The organism is Vibrio renipiscarius (assembly GCF_000827885.1).
Classification (GTDB): Bacteria; Pseudomonadota; Gammaproteobacteria; order Enterobacterales; family Vibrionaceae; genus Vibrio; species Vibrio renipiscarius.
In genome coordinates this window covers 41,306-66,632 of sequence record NZ_JTKH01000008.1, presented here as the reverse complement: position 1 = coordinate 66,632, position 25,327 = coordinate 41,306, and the positions used below count along the sequence as shown (strand labels likewise).

Annotated in this window: 20 protein-coding genes; 14 read left to right on the top strand and 6 right to left on the bottom strand. The window is 45.4% G+C overall.

What is annotated here, in order from left to right:
• Positions 1 to 61 precede the first annotated feature (61 nt).
• Complete coding sequence (locus OJ16_RS07705; protein WP_040989057.1) at positions 62 to 601, top strand: hemerythrin domain-containing protein; 540 nt, start codon at positions 62 to 64, stop codon at positions 599 to 601.
• A 69-nt stretch (positions 602 to 670) separates the two neighbouring features.
• On the opposite strand, the gene OJ16_RS07700 is transcribed toward OJ16_RS07705, so the two are convergent.
• Entirely contained in the window at positions 671 to 853 is a 183-nt protein-coding gene (locus tag OJ16_RS07700; protein ID WP_040989056.1) for a DUF3545 family protein, read from the bottom strand.
• 691 nt (positions 854 to 1,544) lie between these two features.
• On the opposite strand from OJ16_RS07700, the gene OJ16_RS07695 reads away from it, so the two are divergent.
• The 9 genes from OJ16_RS07695 (at position 1,545) to deoD (ending at position 11,134) form a co-directional block, all read left to right on the top strand.
• Positions 1,545 to 2,984: an alanine/glycine:cation symporter family protein gene (locus tag OJ16_RS07695; protein ID WP_040989055.1), complete on the top strand. Its 1,440-nt coding sequence runs from the start codon at positions 1,545 to 1,547 to the stop codon at positions 2,982 to 2,984.
• A 101-nt stretch (positions 2,985 to 3,085) separates the two neighbouring features.
• Positions 3,086 to 3,859 (top strand): peroxide stress protein YaaA, encoded by a 774-nt coding sequence (gene yaaA, locus OJ16_RS07690; RefSeq protein ID WP_040989054.1) that lies wholly within the window; start codon positions 3,086 to 3,088, stop codon positions 3,857 to 3,859.
• 14 nt (positions 3,860 to 3,873) lie between these two features.
• Entirely contained in the window at positions 3,874 to 4,026 is a 153-nt protein-coding gene (locus OJ16_RS20045) for a DUF5363 family protein (RefSeq protein WP_160289866.1), read from the top strand.
• Positions 4,026 to 4,799, top strand: a complete 774-nt coding sequence (locus OJ16_RS07685; protein WP_040989053.1) for a TatD family hydrolase — start codon at positions 4,026 to 4,028, stop codon at positions 4,797 to 4,799. Before OJ16_RS20045 ends, OJ16_RS07685 begins: the two co-directional genes overlap by 1 nt.
• Positions 4,800 to 5,003: 204 nt before the next feature.
• The gene (locus OJ16_RS07680) at positions 5,004 to 6,308 is read left to right on the top strand and encodes a NupC/NupG family nucleoside CNT transporter (RefSeq protein WP_040989052.1); all 1,305 of its coding nucleotides are present in this window, start codon (positions 5,004 to 5,006) and stop codon (positions 6,306 to 6,308) included.
• 524 nt (positions 6,309 to 6,832) lie between these two features.
• Positions 6,833 to 7,612: a deoxyribose-phosphate aldolase gene (gene deoC, locus OJ16_RS07675; RefSeq protein ID WP_040989051.1), complete on the top strand. Its 780-nt coding sequence runs from the start codon at positions 6,833 to 6,835 to the stop codon at positions 7,610 to 7,612.
• Between the two features lie 131 nt (positions 7,613 to 7,743).
• Positions 7,744 to 9,072 (top strand): thymidine phosphorylase, encoded by a 1,329-nt coding sequence (gene deoA / locus OJ16_RS07670; RefSeq protein WP_040989050.1) that lies wholly within the window; start codon positions 7,744 to 7,746, stop codon positions 9,070 to 9,072.
• Positions 9,073 to 9,130: 58 nt separating this feature from the next.
• Positions 9,131 to 10,351 (top strand): phosphopentomutase, encoded by a 1,221-nt coding sequence (locus tag OJ16_RS07665; protein WP_040989049.1) that lies wholly within the window; start codon positions 9,131 to 9,133, stop codon positions 10,349 to 10,351.
• A 63-nt stretch (positions 10,352 to 10,414) separates the two neighbouring features.
• Positions 10,415 to 11,134 (top strand): purine-nucleoside phosphorylase, encoded by a 720-nt coding sequence (gene deoD, locus OJ16_RS07660; RefSeq protein ID WP_040989048.1) that lies wholly within the window; start codon positions 10,415 to 10,417, stop codon positions 11,132 to 11,134.
• Positions 11,135 to 11,207: 73 nt separating this feature from the next.
• On the opposite strand, the gene OJ16_RS07655 is transcribed toward deoD, so the two are convergent.
• The gene (locus OJ16_RS07655) at positions 11,208 to 11,810 is read right to left on the bottom strand and encodes a YtjB family periplasmic protein (protein WP_040989047.1); all 603 of its coding nucleotides are present in this window, start codon (positions 11,808 to 11,810) and stop codon (positions 11,208 to 11,210) included.
• Between the two features lie 151 nt (positions 11,811 to 11,961).
• On the opposite strand from OJ16_RS07655, the gene serB reads away from it, so the two are divergent.
• Positions 11,962 to 12,945, top strand: coding sequence for a phosphoserine phosphatase (serB, locus tag OJ16_RS07650; RefSeq protein ID WP_040989046.1), 984 nt, complete (start codon positions 11,962 to 11,964; stop codon positions 12,943 to 12,945).
• A 78-nt stretch (positions 12,946 to 13,023) separates the two neighbouring features.
• Here the strand turns inward: serB and OJ16_RS07645 are convergent, their stop codons facing one another.
• On the bottom strand, positions 13,024 to 15,372 hold the full coding sequence (locus OJ16_RS07645) for a PilZ domain-containing protein (RefSeq protein WP_040989045.1): 2,349 nt from the start codon (positions 15,370 to 15,372) through the stop codon (positions 13,024 to 13,026).
• 134 nt (positions 15,373 to 15,506) lie between these two features.
• On the opposite strand from OJ16_RS07645, the gene radA reads away from it, so the two are divergent.
• Both radA and fusA read left to right on the top strand, forming a co-directional pair.
• On the top strand, positions 15,507 to 16,886 hold the full coding sequence (gene radA / locus OJ16_RS07640; RefSeq protein WP_040989044.1) for a DNA repair protein RadA: 1,380 nt from the start codon (positions 15,507 to 15,509) through the stop codon (positions 16,884 to 16,886).
• Positions 16,887 to 17,456: 570 nt separating this feature from the next.
• Positions 17,457 to 19,544, top strand: a complete 2,088-nt coding sequence (gene fusA / locus OJ16_RS07635; protein WP_040989043.1) for an elongation factor G — start codon at positions 17,457 to 17,459, stop codon at positions 19,542 to 19,544.
• 330 nt (positions 19,545 to 19,874) lie between these two features.
• Here the strand turns inward: fusA and OJ16_RS07630 are convergent, their stop codons facing one another.
• Entirely contained in the window at positions 19,875 to 21,578 is a 1,704-nt protein-coding gene (locus OJ16_RS07630; protein WP_040989042.1) for an AMP-binding protein, read from the bottom strand.
• Between the two features lie 627 nt (positions 21,579 to 22,205).
• On the bottom strand, positions 22,206 to 23,348 hold the full coding sequence (gene chrA / locus OJ16_RS07625) for a chromate efflux transporter (protein ID WP_040989041.1): 1,143 nt from the start codon (positions 23,346 to 23,348) through the stop codon (positions 22,206 to 22,208).
• 112 nt (positions 23,349 to 23,460) lie between these two features.
• Here chrA and OJ16_RS07620 point away from each other — a divergent pair, with 112 nt between their 5' ends.
• Positions 23,461 to 24,375 (top strand): LysR family transcriptional regulator, encoded by a 915-nt coding sequence (locus OJ16_RS07620; protein ID WP_040989184.1) that lies wholly within the window; start codon positions 23,461 to 23,463, stop codon positions 24,373 to 24,375.
• Between the two features lie 131 nt (positions 24,376 to 24,506).
• Here the strand turns inward: OJ16_RS07620 and OJ16_RS07615 are convergent, their stop codons facing one another.
• Positions 24,507 to 25,175: a hypothetical protein gene (locus tag OJ16_RS07615; RefSeq protein ID WP_040989040.1), complete on the bottom strand. Its 669-nt coding sequence runs from the start codon at positions 25,173 to 25,175 to the stop codon at positions 24,507 to 24,509.
• Positions 25,176 to 25,327 lie beyond the last annotated feature (152 nt).

The following is a 25,327-nucleotide window of genomic DNA, read 5'->3' as shown; positions in this document are numbered from 1 at the left end:
TAAACCTTATCGCGGGTTTTCTTATACACTTACAAAGAGTATGTGTTTAAGGAGAAACGCGATGATGATTGAGCAAATCAGGCGAGAGCATAGCTATATAGTACGCTTACTGGCCATATTGGCGAATAAAGTTGATTTGCTAAAGCAAGAGCAGCCAGTCAATTACAGCTTAATTAAAGAGGTGGTGGACTATTTGTCTGAATATTCAGAGAAACACCATCATCCTAAAGAAGATATTCTTTATCATTATTATCGCGAGCATTATGGCGCGCGTGAAGACATGGATAATCTGGCGTTTGAGCATAAGCTATTAGAATGCAAGACTCATGCGTTTATGAATATTGTCGAAATGATCCTCCAAGACGCTGTCGTGCCCCATCATCTCTTTATCGAACAGTTAGAGTCTTTTATGCACGCGCAAAAAGATCATTTAACGTTGGAAGAGACGACGATTTTACCCATGATATGTGAGCGCTTTATAGCAGAAGATTGGCAGAAGGTTCAATCTCAATACACAGGGGATGAAGATGATCCTGTGTTTGGTGAGACGATTGCTGAACATTACGCTCAATTGGCTAAGCGAGTTCGCGAAACGGGCTAACATGACGTTGTTGTGAGTAAAGTGTAAGAGGCGCCTTGTGCGCCTCTTTAATTATTTCAATTGGGTTGTTTAAAATTCTAAGTGTTCCATCTTGTCTAAGCCGATATCCATATCGCGCAATTCTTTTTCTAAGCGACGGCGATCCTGAATTGCCTCAATTTCTCTCCATTTACGTTTAACAGGTTTTGATTTTGCTGAGCGACCTCGAGAGAAGTCCATGTCTATCATGTCATCAAAGTTTAAGCCATCCATATGCTACCTCTGTTGTACGTTGTTCTTGGTTAGATTAAATACCATTGAGATTAAAGGCTAACTATGATTGATTTCTCATTTGTTGCGATCCAGTGAATTTTTAATGGCGTTTTGTGCTCGAAGTACGTTTTTATAAATCGCTGCTGTACAAAAAGTGCGCATTCGTCCGTGTGAAAACGATTAATTTTGGCTATTTTTGATGTTAACTGGCTGTTTTAAGTTGGTGCTAAGATCAGGTGTAACCTTGGTCTGATTACCACCGTGGACAAGTCGCATAGGAAATGGGGAGTAAGTCACACTCTTTGTGCAGTTAAACCAGTAGAGACAAGGCGTTAGTCGATTTTTATCGGATGCTGTTTTCATTGCTATTGATAGATTTGGCTTGTTGTTAAAAGTTGGCGGTATTGTGTCAGCTTTGTGGGGTGCTTGTTCTTTTTTGTGTTAATCATTAGTGACTTTATAGTGAAATATAACATTCTATTGCACCAGTGTGCATATTGATTTTTGCTATTCTTCACTGCATTATCCGCCCGTCAAAAATTACGTCGGTACGTGAAACGGAAGCATGAAGCGAGTTTTACATATCTCAGCTGATAAAAATAAAATATACACTACTAAGAATTGACACTTAGTGACGCAGCTAGATGGATGGCAAGGAAGCAAGATCGACGAAACTCACTATGAGGATGTTATGACAGACTTAATCAATTTAATGAACGACCTGCTTTGGGGGTCGATTCTTGTTTATCTTTTGGTCGGCGTGGGCGTCTACTTCACAATCCGTCTCGGATTCATTCAGTTCCGCCATTTTGGCCACATGTTCTCAGTGTTGAAGAACAGTCGTAAAGCAGACAAAGCTGGTATCTCTTCTTTCCAAGCTCTTTGTACCAGTCTGGCTGCGCGTGTGGGTACTGGTAACATGGCTGGTGTTGCTGTTGCACTAACCGCCGGTGGTCCTGGTGCGATCTTCTGGATGTGGTTGATTGCGATGCTTGGCATGGCAACATCATTTGCCGAAAGTACACTTGCACAGTTATACAAAACAAAAGACGACGACGGTAACTACCGTGGTGGTCCGGCTTACTACATGGAAAAAGGCTTGGGCATGCGCTGGATGGGCGTGCTGTTCTCCATTTTCCTCATCATCGCTTTTGGTCTGGTTTTCAACGCGGTTCAAGCAAACTCGATTGCCAACGCAATGCACAATGCATTTGGTTGGGATGATAAGTACGTCGGTATCGTGGTTGTGTTGCTGTCTGCCATTGTTATTTTTGGTGGTATCAAGCGTATTGCACGCGTGGCTGAGCTGGTTGTGCCAATCATGGCAACAGCTTACCTAGCACTTGCGCTGTTTGTGATGATTGCCAATATCGAAAAACTGCCTGCAATCATAACGTTGATCGTTAAGAGCGCCTTTGGTCTGCAAGAAGCGGCGGCGGGTGGTGTCGGTTATGCGATCGCTCAAGCAATGATTAACGGCGTAAAACGCGGTTTGTTCTCGAACGAAGCGGGTATGGGTTCTGCGCCAAACGCAGCTGCATCTGCCACACCGTACCCACCACACCCGGCATCACAAGGTTATGTGCAAATGCTCGGTGTTTTTGTTGATACGATTGTGATTTGTTCGGCGACAGTGTCGATTATCTTAATGTCAGGTGAGTTTGTTCCTGGTGGTCAAGTGACCGGTATCGAACTGACTCAAGCGGCTCTCAGCTCGCAAGTTGGTAATTGGGGCAGCATCTTTGTTGCGGTCGCGATTTTCTTCTTCGCTTTCACCTCAATCATTGCTAACTACTCGTACGCAGAAACGAACTTAATCTTCTTAGAGCATAACCACAAAGCGGGTCTTGGCCTGTTCCGTATTATCGTTCTTGGTATGGTTATGTTTGGTGCGCTAGCATCACTACCAGTCGTGTGGGCATTGGCCGATGTTTCTATGGGCTTAATGGCTATCGTGAACTTGGTGGCGATCATTTTACTTTCCGGTACGGTGATTAAACTGGCGAAAGATTACAACCGCCAGTTAAAAGAAGGCAAACTGCCGACGTTTGATGCCAATGAATACCCAGAGCTGAAATCTCAGCTTGAAGAAGGTATCTGGTATACGGATGAGAAGAAAAAAGAATCGTAGCCAATAGATAGAAACGATTGAATTGATACATAAAGCCATGCAGACATTGCATGGCTTTTTTTGTACTCTAATCATCTGATGATAAATGGAAGAGTAAAGTCATGCTGATAGTTGTTTCCCCTGCCAAGACCTTAGATTATGAATCGCCATTGGCGACAGAACGGTTCACTCAGCCGGAGTTGGTTGCGTACTCTAAGCAGTTGATTGAAGTATGTCGCCAGTTGACGCCGGCGGATGTGGCGAGCTTGATGAAGGTCAGCGATAAAATTGCGGATTTGAACGTTGGTCGTTTTCAAGAGTGGGAAGAGACGTTTACGCCCCAGAACGCTCGTCAGGCGATCTTAGCCTTTAAGGGCGACGTCTATACCGGTTTAGACGCCGAAACGCTGTCAGAGGACGATTTCGACTATGCACAGCAGCATCTACGTATGTTGTCTGGCTTGTATGGCTTACTCAAGCCGCTTGACCTGATGCAGCCTTACCGTCTTGAGATGGGGACTAAGCTCGCGAATGACAATGGTGCGAACTTGTATCAGTTCTGGGGGAGTGTGATTACGGATAAACTGAACCAAGCGATCAATGAACAGGGTGACAACGTTTTGATCAATCTGGCATCGAATGAGTATTTTAAAGCGGTGAAACCAAAAGCGTTAGATGCGCAGGTCATTACGCCGATCTTTAAAGACTGTAAAAACGGTCAATACAAGGTGATCAGTTTTTACGCGAAGAAAGCACGTGGCATGATGGCACGCTATATTATTGAGAATCGCATCTCAAGTGTGGCGGATCTCACTCAGTTTGACGTGGCGGGTTATTACTTTGTTGAAGAAGAATCAACACCGACCGAGTTGATGTTTAAGCGCGCTGAGCAATAAAAAAGGGACGACGTATGTGGGCTTGGTTTAGACGCTGGTTAAAAAAGTACGATCAATGGTGTTTGTCGATGGGACTGACCCCAGAGCAAAAGCGCAGTTGCGTTGCTTACCGCGCGGACCCATGCGCACAAAAACAATCCAACCCCTCTTCTAAGGCGCAGCAGTAATGCGCCTTTTTGATACCCACTGCCATTTAGATTTTGCGCCTTTTGCGGCGAATATCGAACAACACCTCCAAAGCGCTCAACAAACCGGCGTTGAACGGTTACTGCTGCCTGCAACGGGAGTTGAAAACTGGTCTCGCTTGGCGTTACTCAGTGAGCAATTTCCCTCGATTTATTACGCGCTGGGATTCCATCCTTATTTTCTTGCGCAACAATCACACGATGCTGTGGCAGCGTTAGATGAAAAAATCGCGTCTCGTGGCTCGCGATGCGTCGCGATTGGTGAGTGTGGATTAGATGCGATGGTGGATATCCCTATGGCGCAGCAAGAGGCTTTTTTTCTTGATCAAGTTGCGCTTGCTAAGCAGCATCGATTACCAATGATTCTCCATGCTCGTAAGACCCATAATCGACTGATACAACTACTCAAGCAATCGCGTTTTGAGTACGGAGGCATTCTGCATGGATTTTCGGGTAGCTACCAACAAGCGATGCAATTTATCGATTTAGGCTTTTATCTTGGTATCGGTGGGGTGATTACCTATCCGCGAGCGAATAAAACGCGTCAAGCTGTCGCTCAACTGCCACTCTCTTCTTTGGTGTTAGAAACGGATGCTCCAGATATGCCCTTGATGGGGTATCAAGGTGAGCCCAATCATCCCAAACGTTTGCCTATGATTTTGGAGCATCTCGGGCAATTGCAGCAGCAAGATAGGCAAACGGTTGCTGAAAACGTTTGGCGAAATAGCAATTTGGCTCTAAATATTTGTGAATAAATTCTAAATTATTTGTACTTCTTGTGAATTTAACATCTCAACTTGTGGATCTAGATCACATTTATGATTGAATAATGCCTGGATCGTATAAGAAAGTGTGAAGGGCGCATTACTTTATCATGGGTGGGATGCGTATAATTGCCCCGCTTTTCGAGCTCCATTTTGTAACACGCCAATAAATAACTTATAAGGAAGTCATAAACCATGAGCCTGTTTATGAGCCTAGTCGGTATGGTAGTGCTTATTGCTATTGCATTTGCATTTTCATCTAACCGCAAAGCTATCAATTTTAGAACTGTGGGTGGCGCTTTCGCTATTCAATTTATCCTTGGTGCATTCGTTTTATACGTACCATGGGGCCGTGATCTATTAAACGGTTTTTCACAAGGGGTTTCTAACGTTATCAATTACGGTAACGCAGGTACCGACTTCCTATTCGGCGGTCTTGTTTCTGGCAAGATGTTCGAACTATTCGGCGGCGGCGGTTTCATCTTCGCATTCCGCGTACTTCCAACGCTAATTTTCTTCTCTGCACTGATTTCGGTTCTTTACTACATCGGCGTTATGCAGTGGGTTATCCGCATTCTTGGTGGCGCACTACAAAAAGCGCTTGGCACTTCTCGTGCGGAATCAATGTCTGCAGCGGCGAACATTTTCGTCGGTCAAACTGAAGCACCTCTAGTGGTTCGTCCGTTTGTTCCTAAGATGACTCAATCTGAACTATTCGCAGTAATGTGTGGTGGTCTAGCATCGGTTGCTGGTGGTGTACTAGCCGGTTACGCACAAATGGGCGTGCCACTAGAGTACCTAGTAGCAGCATCATTCATGGCGGCACCTGGTGGTCTACTGTTTGCTAAGATTCTTTACCCTGAAGTTGATAAGCCTCAAGAAGACATCCAAGAAGCAATGGACGGCGGCGACGACAAACCTGCAAACGTTATCGACGCAGCAGCAGGCGGCGCAGCAGCAGGTCTACAACTAGCACTAAACGTTGGTGCAATGCTAATCGCATTCGTAGGTCTAATTGCTCTTGTGAACGGTATGCTTGGTGGTATCGGTGGTTGGTTCGGTATGCCTGAACTGACTCTAGAACTGATTCTAGGTTACGCATTCTCTCCTCTAGCATTCCTAATTGGTGTGCCAATGGACGAAGCAGTCTTTGCTGGTTCATTCATCGGTCAGAAACTGGTTGTGAATGAATTCGTTGCATACCTAAACTTTACTCCATACATCCCTCACCTAGTTGACGGTGTATTGATTGCTGACACGGTAGTACCATCAACAGGTGAAATGATTTCACCGAAGACAATGGCTATCATCTCATTTGCACTATGTGGTTTCGCGAACCTTTCATCTATCGCGATTCTACTAGGTGGCCTAGGTTCTCTAGCACCAACCCGTCGCAGTGACATTGCGCGCATGGGTATTAAAGCAGTACTTGCTGGTACGTTATCTAACCTAATGGCAGCAACAATTGCAGGTTTCTGTCTAACACTATCAAGCATGTAATCCACGCTCGATAATTATAGACGTCACTTGAAACAATACCCTGGAGCAAGAGATTGCGACAGGGTATTTTTTTACTTGAATTTAGCGGCGATGTGCACGCGGTTTTTTCACCGAGTCTATTGCGCCAAGTTCAAGGCATCTTTTTTGAGATACAAACCGTTTGCGTTCTTTTTGGTACTACAGTTTTGCGGTGAATGTCGATAATCTAAAGCCATCAATGCAATGTGGGTTGAAATGAATTCGACTCAGCAATGAATTTATACAGGCCAGCAAATCAATGCTGTCCAAAGGCATATAGCGCAAGCGTTTTTATGCACTATATGATATTAAAGACACCGCAATCATAGATTGTTGTGCCATAGGCCAAACTGGTACTGTGCGGTGACAAGGATAGCAATTGGGGCAGATTCGCTATTTGCCACGAGTCTTCAAGGAACCAAGTCCGTTCATCAATAACTGCGTTCTCAACCTATAATAACTAGGTAAGAAGCAGTCACATTTTTGAATACTTATCGGAGATAGAAATGAGCGATTTAAAAGCAGCAGCGTTACGTGCACTTCAACTAATGGATCTAACGACGCTAAATGATGACGACACAGATGCAAAAGTGATTTCTCTTTGTCATGACGCAAAAACAGCCGTTGGCAATACTGCTGCGATCTGTATCTACCCTCGCTTTATTCCTATTGCTAAGAAGACACTTCGCGAACAAGGTACGCCAAACGTGCGTATCGCAACGGTAACAAACTTCCCACACGGTAACGACGACATCGAGATTGCTGTTGCGGAAACCAAAGCAGCGGTTGCATACGGTGCGGATGAAGTTGACGTTGTATTCCCATACCGTGCGCTTATTGCCGGTAATGCAGAAGTGGGCGTTGAGCTAGTTAAGCAATGTAAAGCAGCGTGTGGTACTGACGTACTACTAAAAGTGATCATCGAAACGGGTGAGCTAAAAGAAGAAGCGCTAATCAAGCAAGCTTCTCAAATCTGTATCGAAGCGGGTGCTGATTTCATCAAAACCTCAACGGGTAAAGTGCCAGTAAACGCGACGCCAGAATACGCACGCATGATGCTAGAAGTGATTCGTGATATGGGCGTAGCTGAGACGGTTGGTTTTAAACCAGCGGGTGGTGTACGTACTGCTGAAGATGCAGCGGCTTACCTAGCGATGGCTGACGACATTCTTGGTGATAACTGGGTTGATGCTCGCCACTACCGTTTTGGTGCATCAAGCCTACTAACAAGCTTACTAAATACATTAGAAGTCACAGACGAAAAAGCAGACCCAACTGCTTACTAAGTTACCCAGCAACTATCTCGGGTAACAAACGAAATCAATTCGTGTCTGTATGAATTTAGGGTGGTGGAACGCCACCCTAGTTTTACCTCTATTCCCTACAACCATAACTCGCACGAGTATGGGAGGATCTAATGTACTTACCTCAAGAGATCATTCGTAAAAAACGCGACGGCGAAGTGCTGACCAGCGACGAGATCAACTTCTTTATTCAAGGCGTGGCAAACAATACCGTATCCGAAGGTCAGATCGCGGCGTTTGCGATGACGATTTTCTTCAATGAAATGACGATGCCAGAGCGTATTGCCCTAACGTGCGCAATGCGTGATTCAGGCATGGTTATCGATTGGAGCCACATGAACTTTGGTGGCCCGATTGTTGATAAACATTCAACCGGTGGCGTGGGTGACGTAACTTCTCTGATGCTTGGCCCTATGGTGGCAGCATGTGGCGGTTTCGTTCCGATGATCTCTGGTCGTGGCCTTGGCCACACAGGCGGCACGCTTGATAAACTTGAATCGATTCCTGGCTACAACATCACCCCAACCAATGACGTTTTTGGTCAAGTCACCAAAGACGCGGGTGTGGCGATTATTGGCCAAACAGGCGATCTTGCGCCGGCAGATAAGCGTGTATACGCAACGCGTGATATTACCGCAACCGTGGACAACATCTCGTTGATCACCGCTTCAATTCTGTCTAAGAAACTGGCTGCAGGTCTTGAATCATTAGTAATGGATGTCAAAGTCGGTTCAGGCGCCTTTATGCCGACTTATGAAGCATCAGAAGAGCTGGCAAAATCAATCGTGGCCGTTGCCAATGGCGCAGGTACTAAAACCACCGCAATCCTAACGGATATGAACCAAGTATTGGCTTCATCAGCGGGTAACGCGGTCGAAGTGCGTGAAGCGGTGCGTTTCCTAACCGGTGAATACCGTAACCCTCGTTTGCTCGAAGTGACCTTGGCATCTTGTGGGGAAATGTTGGTGTTGGCTAAGCTGGCAAAAGACAGCGAAGAAGCGAATGCCAAGCTGATGGAAGTGCTGGATAACGGTAAAGCGGCAGAGTGTTTTGGTAAGATGGTGGCAGGCCTTGGTGGCCCGGCAGACTTTGTTGCTCACTACGATAACTATTTAGAAAAAGCGCCGATCATCAAGCCAGTGTTTGCTGAGCAAAATGGTGTGGTGTCTGCGATGGATACCCGTGCGATTGGTATGGCCGTGGTTTCTATGGGCGGTGGCCGCCGTGTGGCGACGGATGAAATCGACTACGCGGTTGGTTTTGACCAGTTCATTCGCTTAGGCGAAGTGGCTGACGAGAACCAACCACTGGCAATGATTCATGCCCGCTCAGAAGAGCAGTGGCAAGAAGCGGCGAAAGCTCTGCGCAATGCGATTGAGATTGGTGGAGAGTACACACCAACCCCAAATGTATACGGTCAAATTCGCGCTGAAGACGTTTAAAATTTAATTAAGGCCTACTTAATAATAACGAATTCCAAGTGGGCCTGAGGAACGAGTAATGAAAAGAGCATTTATTTTAGTCCTAGACTCATTTGGTATCGGTGAAACGGCAGATGCTGCGCAGTTTGGTGATGTTGGCGCTGACACGATGGGCCATATTGCAGAGCAGTGTGCGAAAGGCTTGGCGGATAACGCCGATCGCAGTGGCGCACTGAAACTACCAAACTTGTCTAAGCTTGGCTTGGCGATGGCGCACAAAGAATCGACCGGTCAATTCGCTGCTGGCCTTGACGCTGACGTTGAAATTATTGGGGCTTACGGCCATGCGGCTGAGCTGTCTTCTGGTAAAGATACACCATCGGGTCACTGGGAAATTGCTGGCGTACCCGTGTTATTTGATTGGGGTTACTTTACTGATAAGAGCAATAGCTTCCCGAAAGAGCTAACGGATCGAATTCTAGCGCGTGCTGGCCTAGAAGACTATCTAGGTAACTGCCATGCATCAGGCACACAAGTTCTTGATGATTTAGGCGAAGAGCACATGAAAACTGGCCTGCCAATTTTCTACACCTCGGCGGATTCTGTCTTCCAGATTGCTTGTCATGAAGAGACTTTCGGCTTGGATCGCCTGCTTGAGCTTTGCCAGATTGCGCGCGAAGAATTAGCGGATTACAACATTGGCCGTGTGATCGCCCGTCCATTCATTGGCCCGGGTAAAGGTCAGTTTGAACGTACCGGTAACCGTCGTGATTTATCGGTTGAGCCACCGGCGATCACCGTGTTGCAAAAACTGGTTGAAGAGAAGCAAGGTCAGGTAGTGTCGATTGGTAAGATTGCTGATATCTACGCCAACTGTGGCATCAGCAAAAAAGTCAAAGCGACCGGTATCCCAGCGTTATTTGAGGCGACACTAGAGCAAATCAAACAAGCGGGTGACAATACGATTGTCTTCACCAACTTTGTTGATTTTGACTCGGCATACGGTCACCGTCGTGATGTTGCGGGTTACGCAGCAGCGCTAGAATATTTCGATGGCCGCATCAATGAAGTTCTAGAATTGATGCAAGAAGATGACATTCTGATCCTGACCGCTGATCACGGTTGTGATCCGACTTGGCAAGGTACTGATCATACTCGCGAGCACATCCCAGTGATTGTTTATGGTCACAAGGTGCCTGCGGGCTCATTAGGCTTGCGTGACACCTTTGCTGACATTGGTCAGTCGCTTGCAGGCTATTTTGCTACATCTCCGATGGATTATGGCAAAAGCTTCTTGTAAATTACTTAATGGCGTTGCGGATAGTCGTAACGCCTTACTTATATATTGAAAAGGAATACACAAATGGCAACTCCACATATTAATGCTGAAATGGGTGCATTTGCAGACGTCGTTCTAATGCCAGGCGACCCGCTACGTGCTAAGTACATTGCAGAAACGTTCCTAGAAGACGTAGTTCAAGTATGTGATGTTCGTAATATGTTCGGTTACACTGGTACTTACAAAGGTCGTAAGATCTCTGTGATGGGCCACGGCATGGGTATTCCTTCATGCTCAATTTATGTGACAGAGCTAATCAAAGACTTTGGTGTTAAGAAAGTCATCCGTGTTGGTAGCTGTGGCGCGGTAAGCGAAGACATTAAAGTGCGCGATGTTGTTATCGGCATGGGTGCATGTACTGACTCTAAAGTGAACCGTATTCGCTTTAAAGATCATGATTTTGCAGCAATTGCAGATTACAAAATGGTTCGTGCTGCTGAAGAAGCGGCAAAAGCACGTGGCATCGATGTAAAAGTGGGCAACCTATTCTCAGCGGAATTGTTCTACACGCCAGATCCAGACATGTTCGATGTAATGGACAAGTACGGCATCATCGGTGTTGAAATGGAAGCGGCAGGTATCTACGGCGTTGCCGCAGAATACGGCGCGAAAGCACTGACTATCTGTACGGTTTCAGATCACATCAAAACAGGTGAGCAAACGTCTTCTGAAGAGCGCCAAAACACGTTCAACGAAATGATGTTGATTGCACTAGATTCAGTCATCATCGGTGATGCTGAATAAGCGCTCTAAATCATTAGAGATAAAAAAACCTCAGCTTGGCTGAGGTTTTTTTTTGCGATTAACACTATCGAAATTACACGTCTTTCAGCAGTAAATTCTCGCCTTTGCTTTTGGGTTTACGGCGAATGATAAAGGCAAGTAAGAAGCCAGCAATAAAACAAACGCCGACCATGGAATACATATATCGATCACTCTTCCGATAGTAGTGATCAGAAAACGCGGTGAGCTTACCGGTTTCAAACGTCATACGAATGAAGCCCACAATCGCATTGTCATGCATGATTGGCTCAACCAGTTGCTGGCGTCCAATGCGCGCGGTTTCAAGCGGGGTGTCTAACCCCAGTATTTCACGTACCGATTTGGCTTTGTCGCTCGAGGCTAAACGAATCCCTTCTGCGTTATAGATTGTCGCATCAAACACCAATTTATCTTGAGAAAGCTGATTGCTTAGTTTCAGCAATCGTTCTTGATCGCCTTCTGCGATCATTGAACCAGCAGACAGTGAGGCTTGTGAAATCAGCACCTTGGTCAACGTTTCTAACTGGTTTGCTTGTATCTGTTCATTACCCTTTGTGATTTTTACACTGTTTACCGCAATCATCACGCCGCCTGCAATCAAAAATAGGATTGCTAGCGCGCGTATTGCCATACGAAATGAAAACAGAGAAGAGTCCATGAGTTACCTTCCAATACCGCTTTGCCACACTCTCGCGAGCGCTGACTTACGGGATAAAACTAAAATTATCGTATACACTGCGCATATTGAGACTTGCGTTATCAAATTGCAATAGGGTAACGTGGAAGCAATTTTAACAGGAATTTTTGACATGGACATGTTTAATACCTTATCAATTCGACGTCATACGACGTTACTCAATCGCTTACCTGAAACCCAACAGTCAACGAACTTTGACCGCAAAAAAGCCGGCTGGATTGTCTTTGGGCATTACCTTAATGCGCGCCAATTTGATGATATCGATTTCTTTACCGGTGAATACAATCGCATCGTCGATGTCTGGAAAGTAGGGCAGTATGAAGTCGCCCTAATGGCGGGTGAATTAAATTCAGAACTGGAAGAAATCTTACAAGGGTTAGAGCTCGATTATGCCGCGATAAGAGATATCCCCGATTTAACGAAGCCTGGCTTGATTGTGATGGACATGGATTCGACCGCGATTCAAATTGAGTGCATTGATGAAATCGCTAAGATCGCTGGTGTGGGAGAGGAAGTGTCTGAGATCACCGAGCGTGCAATGCAAGGTGAGTTGGATTTTGAACAGAGTTTACGCCAACGTGTCGGTAAATTAGCGGGTGCCGATGAGGGCATTCTTAGCCAAGTGCGCCAATCATTACCATTGATGCCAGATTTAGGTGAGCTTGTGACAACCTTACAAAGGTTTGGTTGGAAGACTGCCGTCGCTTCTGGTGGATTTACCTATTTCTCCGATCATCTACAGCAAATGCTGAATCTTGATCATGCTCAGTCGAATGTTTTAGAAATTATTGATGGCAAGCTTACTGGGCAAGTGTTGGGTGAGGTGGTTTCTGCGCAAACTAAAGCGGAAATCCTGTTACAGCTAGCGGAGCAGCATCAAATTGAAGTGCATAACACGATTGCCGTGGGTGATGGTGCGAACGATTTAGCGATGATGGGGGTGGCGGGGTTAGGTATTGCTTATCATGCTAAACCTAAAGTGGAGCAACAAGCACAAAGTGCTGTGCGCTATGTTGGATTGGGCGGGGTTCTGTGTATTTTATCCGCTCAGCTTATCCAGCAACAAAAGATCAGCTTTAAACCGCTACCTCAATAAAATCGTAACACCAATCCATGATGTAATAGCAAAAAAGCGAGCCGAGGTTCGCTTTTTGCTATTAGAGCTTGCCCCTTCCTACTGAGTTAATTCAAGGCGAATCAAGACTTCCTCTGTAATATCAATGTATTCACTGTACCCCACGATGGAGCAAATTTCTTTTTCTAGCGCCCGCGCTTGATGGATATTGATGCTGCTGAGTTCTTCCAAATCGCTGCGTAATAGAGCGGTGAGAGGATCAAACACTGGCGCGGCACTGATTCGAATAGCGAAGAATCCGCCCATGCTTTGCGCGTTCTTAATAAAGCCAATACGCTCTTGAGTCGATTCAAAATCATTCGCAAGTTTGGTCGTGAGTGATTGAATGCGTTGTCCTAATTTCAATACTGAAATATACAGCTCTTGATATTGTGGGCGAGCTCCTTCAATGCGTTTCATTGGGGCCGCTAAAAGGGTTGTGGTTCTGCCTTTATAGATGGGTTCCAGCGACAATTTATTTTGAGGGCTCAAATGGGTAAACAGTGCAAGATGCGGCGGCAGTGGATAATTAACGCCAATCACCTTAGGTTTTAAGCTGGTTTCTTTCTTCTCGATAAATAGGGGGGTACTGACCATTTTATCCAGCAGAATATTATGTAGATTCTCCAGCAATTCAGAGCTGGGTAATATTTCAGGTTTAGGAATTAACTTGGCTTGATTGTGTTCAATCAAACGCACAAAAAAGGCCATCGTTTTTAGACTTTGGCTATTTTCATCCATTGCCAGTTGTACCCGTTTGCCTCCTGGGCTAATTCGCACCACGTTATAAGGCACATTATTGAGCGGTAAAGTACGGTCATACAATTGCAACTCACTAAAGTTAATCGCACAGTCATCGCCGGCTTTTAAATCGATAGGATTGCTCAGCGCGATATATAAACCACTCCGAGAAATATCTAAAGTAACACCCGCCGCTTGTTGTCCTTGAGCGGATAAAAACAGGGGTGAACGGAATTGATAGCGAGATTCGCGACGACGATTTTGAGCATCAAAATAAAGACTGATTGGCGTATTCGCACTGCTTCTTTTATGACAATAAGGCATCAATTTATTAGCGGCTAAGCGTGGCTTTTCTGTTAGCAGGTAATCTTTCGCGGTATCGCTATCAGCGATTTCTTGCAGCATGCCAAAGTGCGTGAGATTTTGTGCAATCACTGCCGATTGTGAGGTCAAATTGGCTAGGTTGTCGCGTTCATAATCCGATAATTCAAAGACCGATAGGCGGAAGACTTTCCAGCTTTCCTTTCTTGCGCCGACATGCCAAAAGAGTTGACGAATCTCTCGTGTCGATTCTGGCATCATCATCGAAAAGAAACGCTCTTTTTTCCCTTGGAGGTGTTTGAATGCATAGATGACATTGTTACTGCCACGCAGGCCTGGTTTCGTCAGTTGGTCCATGCGCTCTTGACTGAACAGATTTGAGATCGTCAATTGATTGCGTTCATCATTCCAATATTGCCAGATGGCTTGGTTGTTCTCCGTCATCAATACCAATTTTAGTTCATTACCGCTGAAGAAAAGCGGTAAATTGCAGGTGTGTTTTAAATAGTTATTTTCATAGCCGCGTGAACGAACTCGTATGACTTTGTCTTGATTATCATGGCGAGCTTTATGTGAATGACTGTGCAAAAAATGGGTAATGATGTCGTCGACAACAGGGTTGTCGTCGAGTTTGATGACTCTTAAGAAACGGATGGAATCATTTTCAAGTGACTGATCAATGCCCACAATGCGATAAAACACAGACTTTTCAATATCCGCAATATCATTGCTGCGTGCGATCTCCGTGAAAAAAATCGAGATGACTTCACCGAGTTTGTAATCAAACGCAGAAGGGACTTTAATTTTGCCACCAGAGGGCGAAATATCCACGGTCATGCCATGAATTTTCTGTTCGTGGTTCAGATGAATTTCAATCTGGGTGGCGATTCGTAGGCGGTTTTCTTTACGCTTCAGATCATACCCCATCACAAGAGGTTCTGCGGTAAAGTCGATGGCAGTGCTTGTATTGATGAGATCGGCGCCTTGCGGCTTACCTTTTTGATTCATCACCTTAAAACTATTGTGCGTATTACTTAGCGCATCAAAGACGCCTTCGGTATAACCAAGGAACTTACGCACATTTTTATGGTAAATGTTAAATGCCACATCATCGAGCCAGTGTGTAATGCCCTCTAACTCATATTCTCGGCATTCCCCTTGGACTCGTCCACGTAAATCAATAGAACGATAACAAGGCGACATTTGACGTTTCAATTCCATTTTGACAAGAATTTTAATCGACGGCGGTTCACCATCGGTCAATTGCGATAGAAGGTGTTCAAACTCCTGTGTGTGATAAACAGGGATGAGTCGCTCTGCGAGAGAAATGATTTCCGATTGCTGCATGTTTTTTGTAAGCCTGCCCTTGCCTAACTTGATATCGGCCTTGATAAATAGAACTTTAATGATATGTTACGGCGAATCAAGCCAATAAGATGCATTATTCGGCGGTTAACATCATAAAAATATATTGAGGTCACATGGCTAAAGCAAAACGCGCATACGTTTGTAATGATTGCGGGGCAGACTTTCCTCGTTGGCAGGGTCAATGCAGTGCATGTGGCGCTTGGAATACGATCAGTGAGGTTCGCCTAGCGGCTTCTCCGTCTGTGGCGCGTAATGAGCGCCTAACGGGATATGCCGGTTCCGGAGCAGAAAGCCAAGTGCAAACGCTGGCTGAGATCAACTTGCAAGAAGTGCCGCGTTTTAGCAGTGGTTTTAAAGAGCTTGATCGGGTGCTTGGTGGCGGTATTGTTCCGGGGGCGGCGATTTTGATTGGTGGTAGCCCTGGCGCGGGTAAGTCGACATTGCTTCTACAAACCATGTGTCTTTTATCTGCTCAGATGCCAACATTATATGTCACCGGTGAAGAGTCATTGCAGCAAGTCGCCATGCGTGCATCGCGTCTAGGGTTACCAAAAGATCACCTTAAAATGCTATCAGAAACCAATGTTGATCGTATTTGCCAAGTGGCTGAAAAAGAACAGCCAAGAATCATGGTGATTGACTCCATTCAAGTTATGCATGTGTCCGATGTTCAATCTTCGCCGGGCACGGTGGCGCAGGTGCGTGAATCCGCTACAGCGCTGACTCGTTATGCCAAACAAAACAACGTTGCCGTATTTATGGTTGGGCACGTGACCAAAGACGGCACTTTAGCCGGGCCGAAAGTACTCGAGCATATTATTGACTGTTCTGTCTTGCTTGATGGTGGCACTGATACGCGCTTCCGCACCCTACGTAGCCATAAAAACCGCTTTGGTGCGGTGAATGAGCTCGGTGTGTTCGCCATGACAGAGCAAGGCTTGCGTGAGGTCAGTAACCCATCGGCGATTTTCCTTTCTCGTGGTGAAGAAGAGACGTCGGGCAGCTCCGTGATGGTTGTCTGGGAGGGCACGCGTCCGTTGTTGGTTGAAATTCAAGCCTTGGTCGACTATTCACAATTGGGCAATCCTCGCCGCGTGGCGGTCGGTTTAGAGCAAAACCGTTTATCACTGCTTTTGGCTGTGCTGCATAAACATGGCGGCTTACAAATGGCAGACCAGGATGTGTTCGTTAATGTCGTGGGTGGTGTGAAAGTGACCGAAACCAGTGCGGATCTTGCGTTGGTGATGGCTTTACTTTCCAGCTTCAGAGATCGACCTTTGCCGAAAGATGTGGTGGTGTTTGGGGAGGTAGGGCTTGCGGGTGAAATTCGCCCGGTACCAAGTGGTCAAGAGCGTTTAAATGAAGCGTTTAAGCATGGTTTTAAACGCGCGATTGTCCCTGCTGCGAATATGCCCAAGGGCGGCATCCCAGGCATGCAAATTCATGGCGTGAAAAAGCTTTCAGAAGCGATTCAAGCTTTTGACGAATTGTAACGTTTTTTATTGCTTTTGTTTAGCAAGGTGCAGCGTAGAAGATCGCTTTATGCTGCACTGAATGATTGGGGCAAGCCACTTTCAGCCCCAGCTTGTTTTTGCGATACCGCTTATAATTGACGCGATTCGGTAATTTTCAGTATCATCTGCTTAAAAAATGGACGTTTTTCATCTTGCTAGCGCAGAACAAAATCGTTAGGCTTAGCGCAAATTGAATGCTTAGATCTATTCCTGATTTGAACGTAACGAGTTTCGCGTCTCTCGCGGCAGAAAATACAGCGTGTTTTCGAGGTTATGTTCCTCTTTTTTGACCCATCGACCACTCTTACATAACGTCTGTTTTAAGCTCTGAAAATAGGGCGCTGAAACAGTGATATTTGAGAGGTTTTAGGAAAAGAAAGGGAGGAAAAGAAGGGACTTTAAGCCGAACGACGAAAAGTTGGCTATCCTTTCTCTGAGTGGGAAAAGACCCAAATATTTTTTTCAATCCAACTGCATGCAAAGGTATCAGTCTTGACAGAATATGATATACTCTGCGCGCATTTTATATCCTATTAACAGAGTAAGACAATGGCAGATTTATCGAAATACAGAAACATTGGTATTTTCGCGCACGTTGATGCGGGTAAGACTACTACCACTGAGCGTATCCTTAAGCTAACAGGTCAAATCCACAAAACTGGTGAGGTTCACGATGGTGAATCTACTACAGACTTTATGGAACAGGAAGCTGAGCGCGGTATTACTATCCAGTCAGCAGCAGTAAGCTGTTTCTGGAAAGACCACCGTTTTAACGTTATCGATACTCCTGGACACGTTGACTTCACAGTTGAAGTTTACCGTTCTCTTAAAGTACTTGATGGCGGTATCGGTGTATTCTGTGGTTCTGGCGGTGTTGAACCTCAGTCAGAAACTAACTGGCGTTATGCGAATGACTCAGAAGTTGCACGTATCATCTTCGTAAACAAACTAGACCGTATGGGTGCAGACTTCCTTAATGTTGTTGAACAAATTAAGAAAGTACTGGGCGCTACGCCTCTAATCATGACTCTACCAATCGGCCGCGAAGATGACTTCGTAGGTGTGGTAGACGTTCTTGAGCGTAAAGCTTACGTTTGGGATGATTCTGGTCTTCCAGAAAACTACACAGTGTCTGACGTTCCTGCAGACATGGTTGACGACGTTGAAATGTACCGTGAAGAGATGATCGAAACTGCTGTTGAGCAAGACGATGATCTAATGGAAGCGTACATGGAAGGCACTGAGCCAACTATCGAAGAAATCAAGCGTTGTATCCGTGCTGGTACTCGTACTTGTACTTTCTTCCCAACGTTCTGTGGTTCAGCGTTCAAGAACAAAGGCATGCAGCTTATTCTTGATGCAGTTATCGCTTACCTACCAGCTCCAACAGAAGTTGATCCTCAACCTCTAACTGATCCAGATACTGGTGAAGCGACTGGTGAAGTAGCAACTGTTTCTGCTGACGAACCACTAAAAGCGCTAGCGTTCAAAATCATGGACGACCGCTTTGGTGCTCTAACGTTCATCCGTATCTACTCAGGTGTGATGAACAAAGGCGACACTATTCTTAACTCAGCAACAGGTAAAACTGAGCGTATCGGCCGTATGGTTGAGATGCAAGCTGACCAACGTACTGAACTAACGACTGCACAAGCTGGTGATATCATCGCTGTAGTAGGTATGAAGAACGTTAAGACTGGTCATACTCTATGTGATCCTAAGCACGAGTGTACTCTTGAGCCAATGATCTTCCCAGAACCAGTAATCTCAATTGCTGTAACGCCAAAAGATAAAGGCGGTTCTGAGAAAATGGGTATCGCGATCGGTAAAATGGTTGCAGAAGATCCAACGTTCCAAGTTGAGACTGATGAAGATTCAGGCGAAACTATCCTTAAAGGTATGGGCGAACTTCACCTAGACATCAAAGTAGACATCCTTAAGCGTACTTACGGTGTTGACTTGGCTGTTGGTAAACCTCAGGTTGCTTACCGTGAAACTATCACTAAAGAAGTTGAAGATAGCTACACGCATAAGAAACAGTCTGGTGGTTCTGGTCAGTTCGGTAAGATCGATTACCGTGTAAGACCTGGTGAGCCAAACTCTGGCTTCACGTTTAAGTCTTCTGTTGTTGGCGGTAACGTACCAAAAGAATTCTGGCCTGCAGTAGAAAAAGGCTTCGCTAGCATGATGGAAAACGGCGTACTAGCTGGCTTCCCTACTCTAGACGTTGAAGTTGAACTACTTGACGGTGGCTTCCACGCAGTCGATTCATCTGCAATCGCATTTGAAATCGCAGCGAAAGGCGCATTCCGTCAATCTATGCCTAAAGCTGGTGCACAACTTCTAGAGCCAATCATGGCTGTAGACGTATTCAGCCCAGAAGATCACGTTGGTGATGTAATCGGTGACCTTAACCGTCGTCGTGGCATGATCAAAGACCAAATGGCTGGTCTAACTGGCGTTCGTATCAAAGCTGACGTACCTCTTTCAGAAATGTTTGGTTACATCGGTACTCTACGTACTATGACATCTGGCCGTGGTCAATTCTCTATGGAATTCTCACGTTACGCTGCATGTCCAAACAACGTAGCTGAGCAAGTAATTGCTGAAGTTAAAGAGCGTAACGAGAAGAAGTAATTCTTTAAGTTAACTCGATAATTTTAAAGCCCCTTAAGCGTAAGCTTAAGGGGCTTTTCTTTGTCGGTGTTATTCAAATTTCGTTGTCGGCGTAAGAGCGACACAAAAAGAAAGCAAATCTAAGTCGCGTCATTGAGCGACGACGTATTCAGTGGTTATATCAATCCGCAACAGTAAGTGCTCAGACATTTACGCAAGAAAAATCACTTAGAAATCGACATAGATTACCGTTAACCAATGATACTAACGACGGCATTCTTTCATAAAGTACAACGACGTTCTTCGCGATTTTTATCCGCCTGAATGTTCAAAGATTGATGTTGATTGGTGTTACTCCCAGATGACCAATTTATCTCGCGGCCAGTTCGCACCCACATCGTGATATTTTTTCTCTAGGACATGACGTTTAATTTTCAAGGTCGGCGTTAATATTCCGTTTTCGATGCTCCATGGCTCTTTGATCATCAATACGCCTTTAATTTGTTCATGCGATTCTAATTTTGTATTCATTCGTTCGATGATACGAACAGTGGTTCTTTCATAACGATCTTGATCAAAATTGGGGAATTCATGAGGCACAATAAGCAGAATAGGGGTAGGCAAGCCTGACCCAATTAAGCACATCATTTCAACTCGGCTGTATTCAAACAGTTTCTTTTCAATCGGTACAGGGGCAACAAATTTCCCTTTGGCCGTTTTAAAGGTGTCCTTTTTACGACCTTGAATCGTGAGATAACCTTCATCATCGATAGTGCCAATATCGCCGGTATGTAGCCACCCCTCGTCGTTGAATGATTCTTGGGTCGCTTCATCATTTTTATAGTAGCCGGAGAATAATCCTAGACCTCGAACCATGATTTCTTCATCAGCAGCAATCTTGAGTTCAATCCCCGGGCCTGCGTTGCCGACAGTGCCAATTTTATCGGCTCTGAACGGATAGTTGAGTGTGCTATAGGCAAATGACTCCGTCATTCCCCAGGCTTCGGTAATATTCAAGCCGACACTGTGGTACCAAGAGAGGAGAGCAGGGGAAACCGGTGCAGAACCACAGCCTAAGACACGCGCTTGATCAAGCCCAAGACCCTCGATGAGTTTCTTCTTGATTAACGTATTGATGAACGGAATTTTAAGTAAAATATTCAGTTTTTTCTGCGGTAACTTGTCTTGGATTCGCTGTTGAAACAATGTCCATAAACGGGGGACGGAAATAAACAGAGTCGGTCGCTGCATTTTTACGTCTTCGATAAAGGTATCAAGGGACTCTGGAAAAGCTGTTTGAATCCCTCCCATAATGGAAGAACCGAAGATGTACACCCGCTCAGTGATGTGCGCGAGAGGCAAGTAAGAGAACAGTCGATCTCCCTGCTTAATTTGAATGTGATCAATTAATTGCTGCACTGACCAAGCAAATGCGCCATACGTCAGCATCGCACCTTTCGGTAGGCCAGATGTCCCAGAGGTGTACACAATCGACATCAATTTGTCATCATGATGCTGAGGGCGTGCTTCGCTAGGTTCTGACTCATCGATGAGTGCATTAAGTGTATGTCGACACTGTGGCGCGGTGTCGTAGGCCATACTGATGGTGATTAAGTCAGGCATCCCATCAATGACTTGCTGAGTCGCTTTAGCATCATCCAGTTTTCCGCCGATCAACACCTTACTCTCGCTGTGGCTCAGACAATATTCAATCGTATCCGCGCCCGCGGTTGGGAAGATCGGGACGCTGACAAAATCGCCTAGCATGATGGCTAAATCACAAATAAACCATTCCGCGCAATTTTTAGAGACTAAAGCCACGCGATCTCCGGGAGAGAGACCCAAATTTTTCAGTGCTGTCGCAAGCTTCAGTGCTTGGTCCGCCACATCGGCATAGGTGTATTCAACAAACTGTCGGTTAATGATTTGCTTGAGGTAGATGTCATTCGGGCGTTCTTGCGCCCACTTTAAGATCATCTCACTGGCCGGTGCGTGCGAGCTCAGGCCTACATTATCGGTCAAGTTGTTTGGGCTTGATTGGTTTGGCTGAATCATTGTCTAACTCCATGTCACTGGCAAAGATTCCCTTCGAACGATGGTGGGTATGGCTTAGCACATTGGAGAGCAATAACGGTGCGAAGCGTTACTTTCCTGATGAAGGATTATTGTTGTTAATTATTTGTTAACCTTAGCATGTTAATTAAAAGGTTGATAAGGATTGAGAGAAAAATGTGAAGCGGTGATAGCGCAGATTGTGACTCAAACAGTATCGCTATCAGTATGAATAAAATGCCAATCAATATAAGTCGTTGATCATTCATGCCGATTAAAGTGGCGGACAACATCATGCTTCTTTTTTATATAGAGTCGCGCAATGAGAACAACGCGCGAGCGGCAATCTGTATCGAGTCCTAAGTGATGATTCGGGGTAAACGCGATTCAATAGATCGGAGCTTAATCGATTAAGAGATAAATCGAACAAGGGATAATGATAGGGATGGGCAGGAAGTGGGAAAGTGGGAATACGTCCAATGACGTACTTTTAAAGCGAGGGACATCTTGAGTGGGTCTAGCGGCAGAAAACCAATAAGGTCTCATGCCGCTTTTGTAATAGTGCTTTGCATTCCGCTCGCTGGAATAATATTAAGCGAATTCCAACTTGTTATTCATGGACGTTATCATTTATAGATAACCAGTGATAAGCCCAGCAACAATAAAAGCAATCACCATCCAGATAATAGGCAGTTTGAGTTGCTTCATTAGGTAAAAACCCGCCAAAATCAGTGCGACATCGAGTGGAGCCATGACCGCACTGGTGAATACCGGTTGGTAAAGTGCAGAAACAAGTAAGCCGACCACGGCGGCATTTACGCCGCTAACCGCGCCTGCAATTTGCGGCTTTTGCGCCAATGACTGCCAGTTTTTCAAAACGCCCAGCAGCAATAAGAATCCCGGAAGAAAAACCGCCACGGTTGCGACCAGTGCGCCAACAATGGGAGCATTAGGTTGTAGCTCGTAGCCAATGTAAGTGGCAAAAGTAAACATTGGACCGGGTACGGCCTGCGCTGCGGCGTATCCAGTTAAGAACGCATCTTGGCTAAGTTGATCACCCACGATGTTCTGCAGTAGTGGTAGTACGACATGGCCGCCACCAAACACCAAGCTACCGGCTTGAAAGAAGTCGTTAAATAGCTCAAGAGTTGATGACAAATGAGCAAAGAATGGTAGGCCAATCAGCAAAGCAGCGAAGATCGCTAAAGGGGCGATAGTCGGTTTAAATGGCTTTGGCTCGCTTGGCGTTTCACCTTTCAGGTATTTTGCCCCAATCAGTGCCGCAATGACCAACACAACCATTTGTGTGGCGATGCTTGGCATGGTGAGTAGGGCAATCGCGGTCATTAGGCACAAACTGACCGATAAGGTGCCTTTACAAAAATTCTTATACATCCCCCATGTGGCATCGGCGACGACCACAACGGCAAGCAGTTTCAAACCATGTACGATACTTTGAAAGGCTGTCGTGTCGGTGATTTGACTTGAAACGACGGCCAGTAACACCATGATTAAGACCGATGGTAGGGTGAAGCCAATAAAAGCGGCACAGGCACCAAAGAGTCCACCGCGTTTGTAGCCGAGAGCAAAGCCGACTTGGCTTGAACCTGGACCGGGTAGAAACTGGCTGAGCGCGACTATCTGGGCATACTCGCTATCGTCGAGCCAATTCAATTTTTCGACAAAGGTTTGGCGAAAGTAGCCAATATGCGCGGCTGGGCCGCCGAAGCTAATCCAGCCAAGCCAGAAAAAGGTTTTAAAAATGGAGAGCATCAGTGCTTATCCTAGTAATCAAGACTGCCTCTACTTTAAAAAAAACGCTATGATGATTCAAATTGATAGTTTTAATTTTATGTATGAATAAAACAGGATGGGAACAATGGCATTGTTGGATGATATCGCATGGCGGAATATCGACTTGAATCTGTTAGTCACATTCTCTTATCTCTACCGTTACCGTAGCGTCAGTATTGCAGCTGAGAAAAACTTTGTTAGCCAGTCTGCCATGAGCCATAGCTTGTCACGCTTAAGAGTGTTACTCGATGATCCGCTTTTTATTCGTAAAGGGTATAAGATGGAACCGACTGAACATGCTCATCATATTGCGCCGACTTTGCATCAGTTGCTTAATAGCATTGCTAAAGATCTGTTGACCAAGACGGATTTCGACCCTTCTCAATATTCTGGTGTGTGTCGAATTGGTTTGACCGATTATGCTGAGTTCATTTTCGCCCCTGCCTTGTATGATGAGATCATGACTCATGCTCCAGAGGCGCAAATCAGCTTTATTAATGTCAACCGCAGCAATTACGTCAGTTTGGTTGAGCAGGAGAAGTTGGATATTGTGATTGGCAGTATGCCGGTGCTGGATGATGATTTTGAAAGCCAATATTTATATACCGAAAAGCATGTTTGTTTAGCCGACAAACAAGCGTTAAAGCTCGATGGCGCCTTAACATTAGAAGCATTTTCCGAGATTGAGCAAGCACTCGTCAGCCCTGATGGCAGTCTGGCTACTCAAGTGGACAAGAAATTGGCTGAGCATGGTTTGTCACGGCGAGTGACGGTGGCATCACGTAACTTTCTCACTATTCGCAGTTTGCTGAAAGCGCGTCGATTAATTGCAATAGTGCCTGAAAAAATGGCTCAGTCAGACGGGTTTGATGATCAACTCACGATATTTAACCCACCCGTTTCGGTAGCAGACTTTGATATTGCGGTGTTGTGGCATAATAGCCGTAGCAGTGAAGATAAGAATATTTGGCTGCGGACGTTAGTCGAGCGTGTCGTCGCAGGGTAAATGGCAGGGTAAATGGCTGGGTAAATGGCAGGGTAAGTCGCCCCTACCAGGCACAGCATGTAACGTGCCGCCGTGTGAAGGGATAGAGACGCCTCACACGGCCGACTTTTTGAACGACTAGGCTTTAACGGCTAGGCCTTTTTCAGATGACGCTGAATTTTGACGGATGCATAGGCGATGATGCAGTAAGCCAACAATTCGGTGCCTTCTTCGACAATACTTTTTACATCGCGCACGTAATGTTCGCTCATCACATCTTTCCAGAATCCCCCCATCCCCATTAAGCGAGAGTAAACCAGCAGCATAATGAGGCCCAAAATAAGCAGATTGGCAGAGGGTGTATTAAGAATGACAGCCAGTTGAGTAACGCTTTGCTTGCCATTCTTTGCGGCATAGATAATCGCAGCGACGGCAGTTAAAACGGCTGGATATACCCAAGAACCATGGGCTATATGATCCAACCAGCCATCATTTTCTCTAATAAACATCACTAAGAAAAATGCGCCTACGAGTACCGCGGCATGTTTTAGTGAAGATCGCTGCTTAGCGACTAAGAAAAATGAACAACTTGAAATAGCGAGCATAACCAGTTCGAGTATTTCTGTGACTGATGCTTCACCGAGACTATTACCCAAAAAAATGTAGTCGATCCGTAATGCAACATTCACCAGTAAACAGATGGCAATGGCAATCAGAGCGGTATGAAAGCTTTTCAAAATGATTCTTGAACTTGATTTATCCAGGTCAAACTCCTTTAGTAAGGTATTGTCACTGGTATGATTATAGGTGTTAATTTTCATAATAGTATAAAGCGAATATAGGTGGCGTGAGAGAAAGGATAGAGTTTGAAAAACTTCTTTTGTCAGAAGAATGTAAACTAAAGAACATTGTGCAATTGCAGGTTTTAATAATCAACCACTTCATTATTAATGATATTTTGTCATAAACTACT

Excerpts from the sequence above, each read along its gene's own strand:
- OJ16_RS07680 (WP_040989052.1), top strand. The coding sequence starts at position 5,004 with ATGAGCCTGTTTATGAGCCTAGTCGGTATGGTAGTGCTTATTGCTATT.
- OJ16_RS07615 (WP_040989040.1), bottom strand. The coding sequence starts at position 25,175 with ATGAAAATTAACACCTATAATCATACCAGTGACAATACCTTACTAAAG.
- OJ16_RS07655 (WP_040989047.1), bottom strand. The coding sequence starts at position 11,810 with ATGGACTCTTCTCTGTTTTCATTTCGTATGGCAATACGCGCGCTAGCA.
- OJ16_RS07700 (WP_040989056.1), bottom strand. The coding sequence starts at position 853 with ATGGATGGCTTAAACTTTGATGACATGATAGACATGGACTTCTCTCGA.
- OJ16_RS07705 (WP_040989057.1), top strand. The coding sequence starts at position 62 with ATGATGATTGAGCAAATCAGGCGAGAGCATAGCTATATAGTACGCTTA.
- OJ16_RS07685 (WP_040989053.1), top strand. The coding sequence starts at position 4,026 with ATGCGCCTTTTTGATACCCACTGCCATTTAGATTTTGCGCCTTTTGCG.
- deoC (WP_040989051.1), top strand. The coding sequence starts at position 6,833 with ATGAGCGATTTAAAAGCAGCAGCGTTACGTGCACTTCAACTAATGGAT.
- OJ16_RS07665 (WP_040989049.1), top strand. The coding sequence starts at position 9,131 with ATGAAAAGAGCATTTATTTTAGTCCTAGACTCATTTGGTATCGGTGAA.
- yaaA (WP_040989054.1), top strand. The coding sequence starts at position 3,086 with ATGCTGATAGTTGTTTCCCCTGCCAAGACCTTAGATTATGAATCGCCA.
- chrA (WP_040989041.1), bottom strand. The coding sequence starts at position 23,348 with ATGCTCTCCATTTTTAAAACCTTTTTCTGGCTTGGCTGGATTAGCTTC.
- deoA (WP_040989050.1), top strand. The coding sequence starts at position 7,744 with ATGTACTTACCTCAAGAGATCATTCGTAAAAAACGCGACGGCGAAGTG.
- OJ16_RS20045 (WP_160289866.1), top strand. The coding sequence starts at position 3,874 with ATGTGGGCTTGGTTTAGACGCTGGTTAAAAAAGTACGATCAATGGTGT.
- deoD (WP_040989048.1), top strand. The coding sequence starts at position 10,415 with ATGGCAACTCCACATATTAATGCTGAAATGGGTGCATTTGCAGACGTC.
- radA (WP_040989044.1), top strand. The coding sequence starts at position 15,507 with ATGGCTAAAGCAAAACGCGCATACGTTTGTAATGATTGCGGGGCAGAC.
- serB (WP_040989046.1), top strand. The coding sequence starts at position 11,962 with ATGGACATGTTTAATACCTTATCAATTCGACGTCATACGACGTTACTC.
- OJ16_RS07630 (WP_040989042.1), bottom strand. The coding sequence starts at position 21,578 with ATGATTCAGCCAAACCAATCAAGCCCAAACAACTTGACCGATAATGTA.
- fusA (WP_040989043.1), top strand. The coding sequence starts at position 17,457 with ATGGCAGATTTATCGAAATACAGAAACATTGGTATTTTCGCGCACGTT.
- OJ16_RS07695 (WP_040989055.1), top strand. The coding sequence starts at position 1,545 with ATGACAGACTTAATCAATTTAATGAACGACCTGCTTTGGGGGTCGATT.
- OJ16_RS07645 (WP_040989045.1), bottom strand. The coding sequence starts at position 15,372 with ATGCAGCAATCGGAAATCATTTCTCTCGCAGAGCGACTCATCCCTGTT.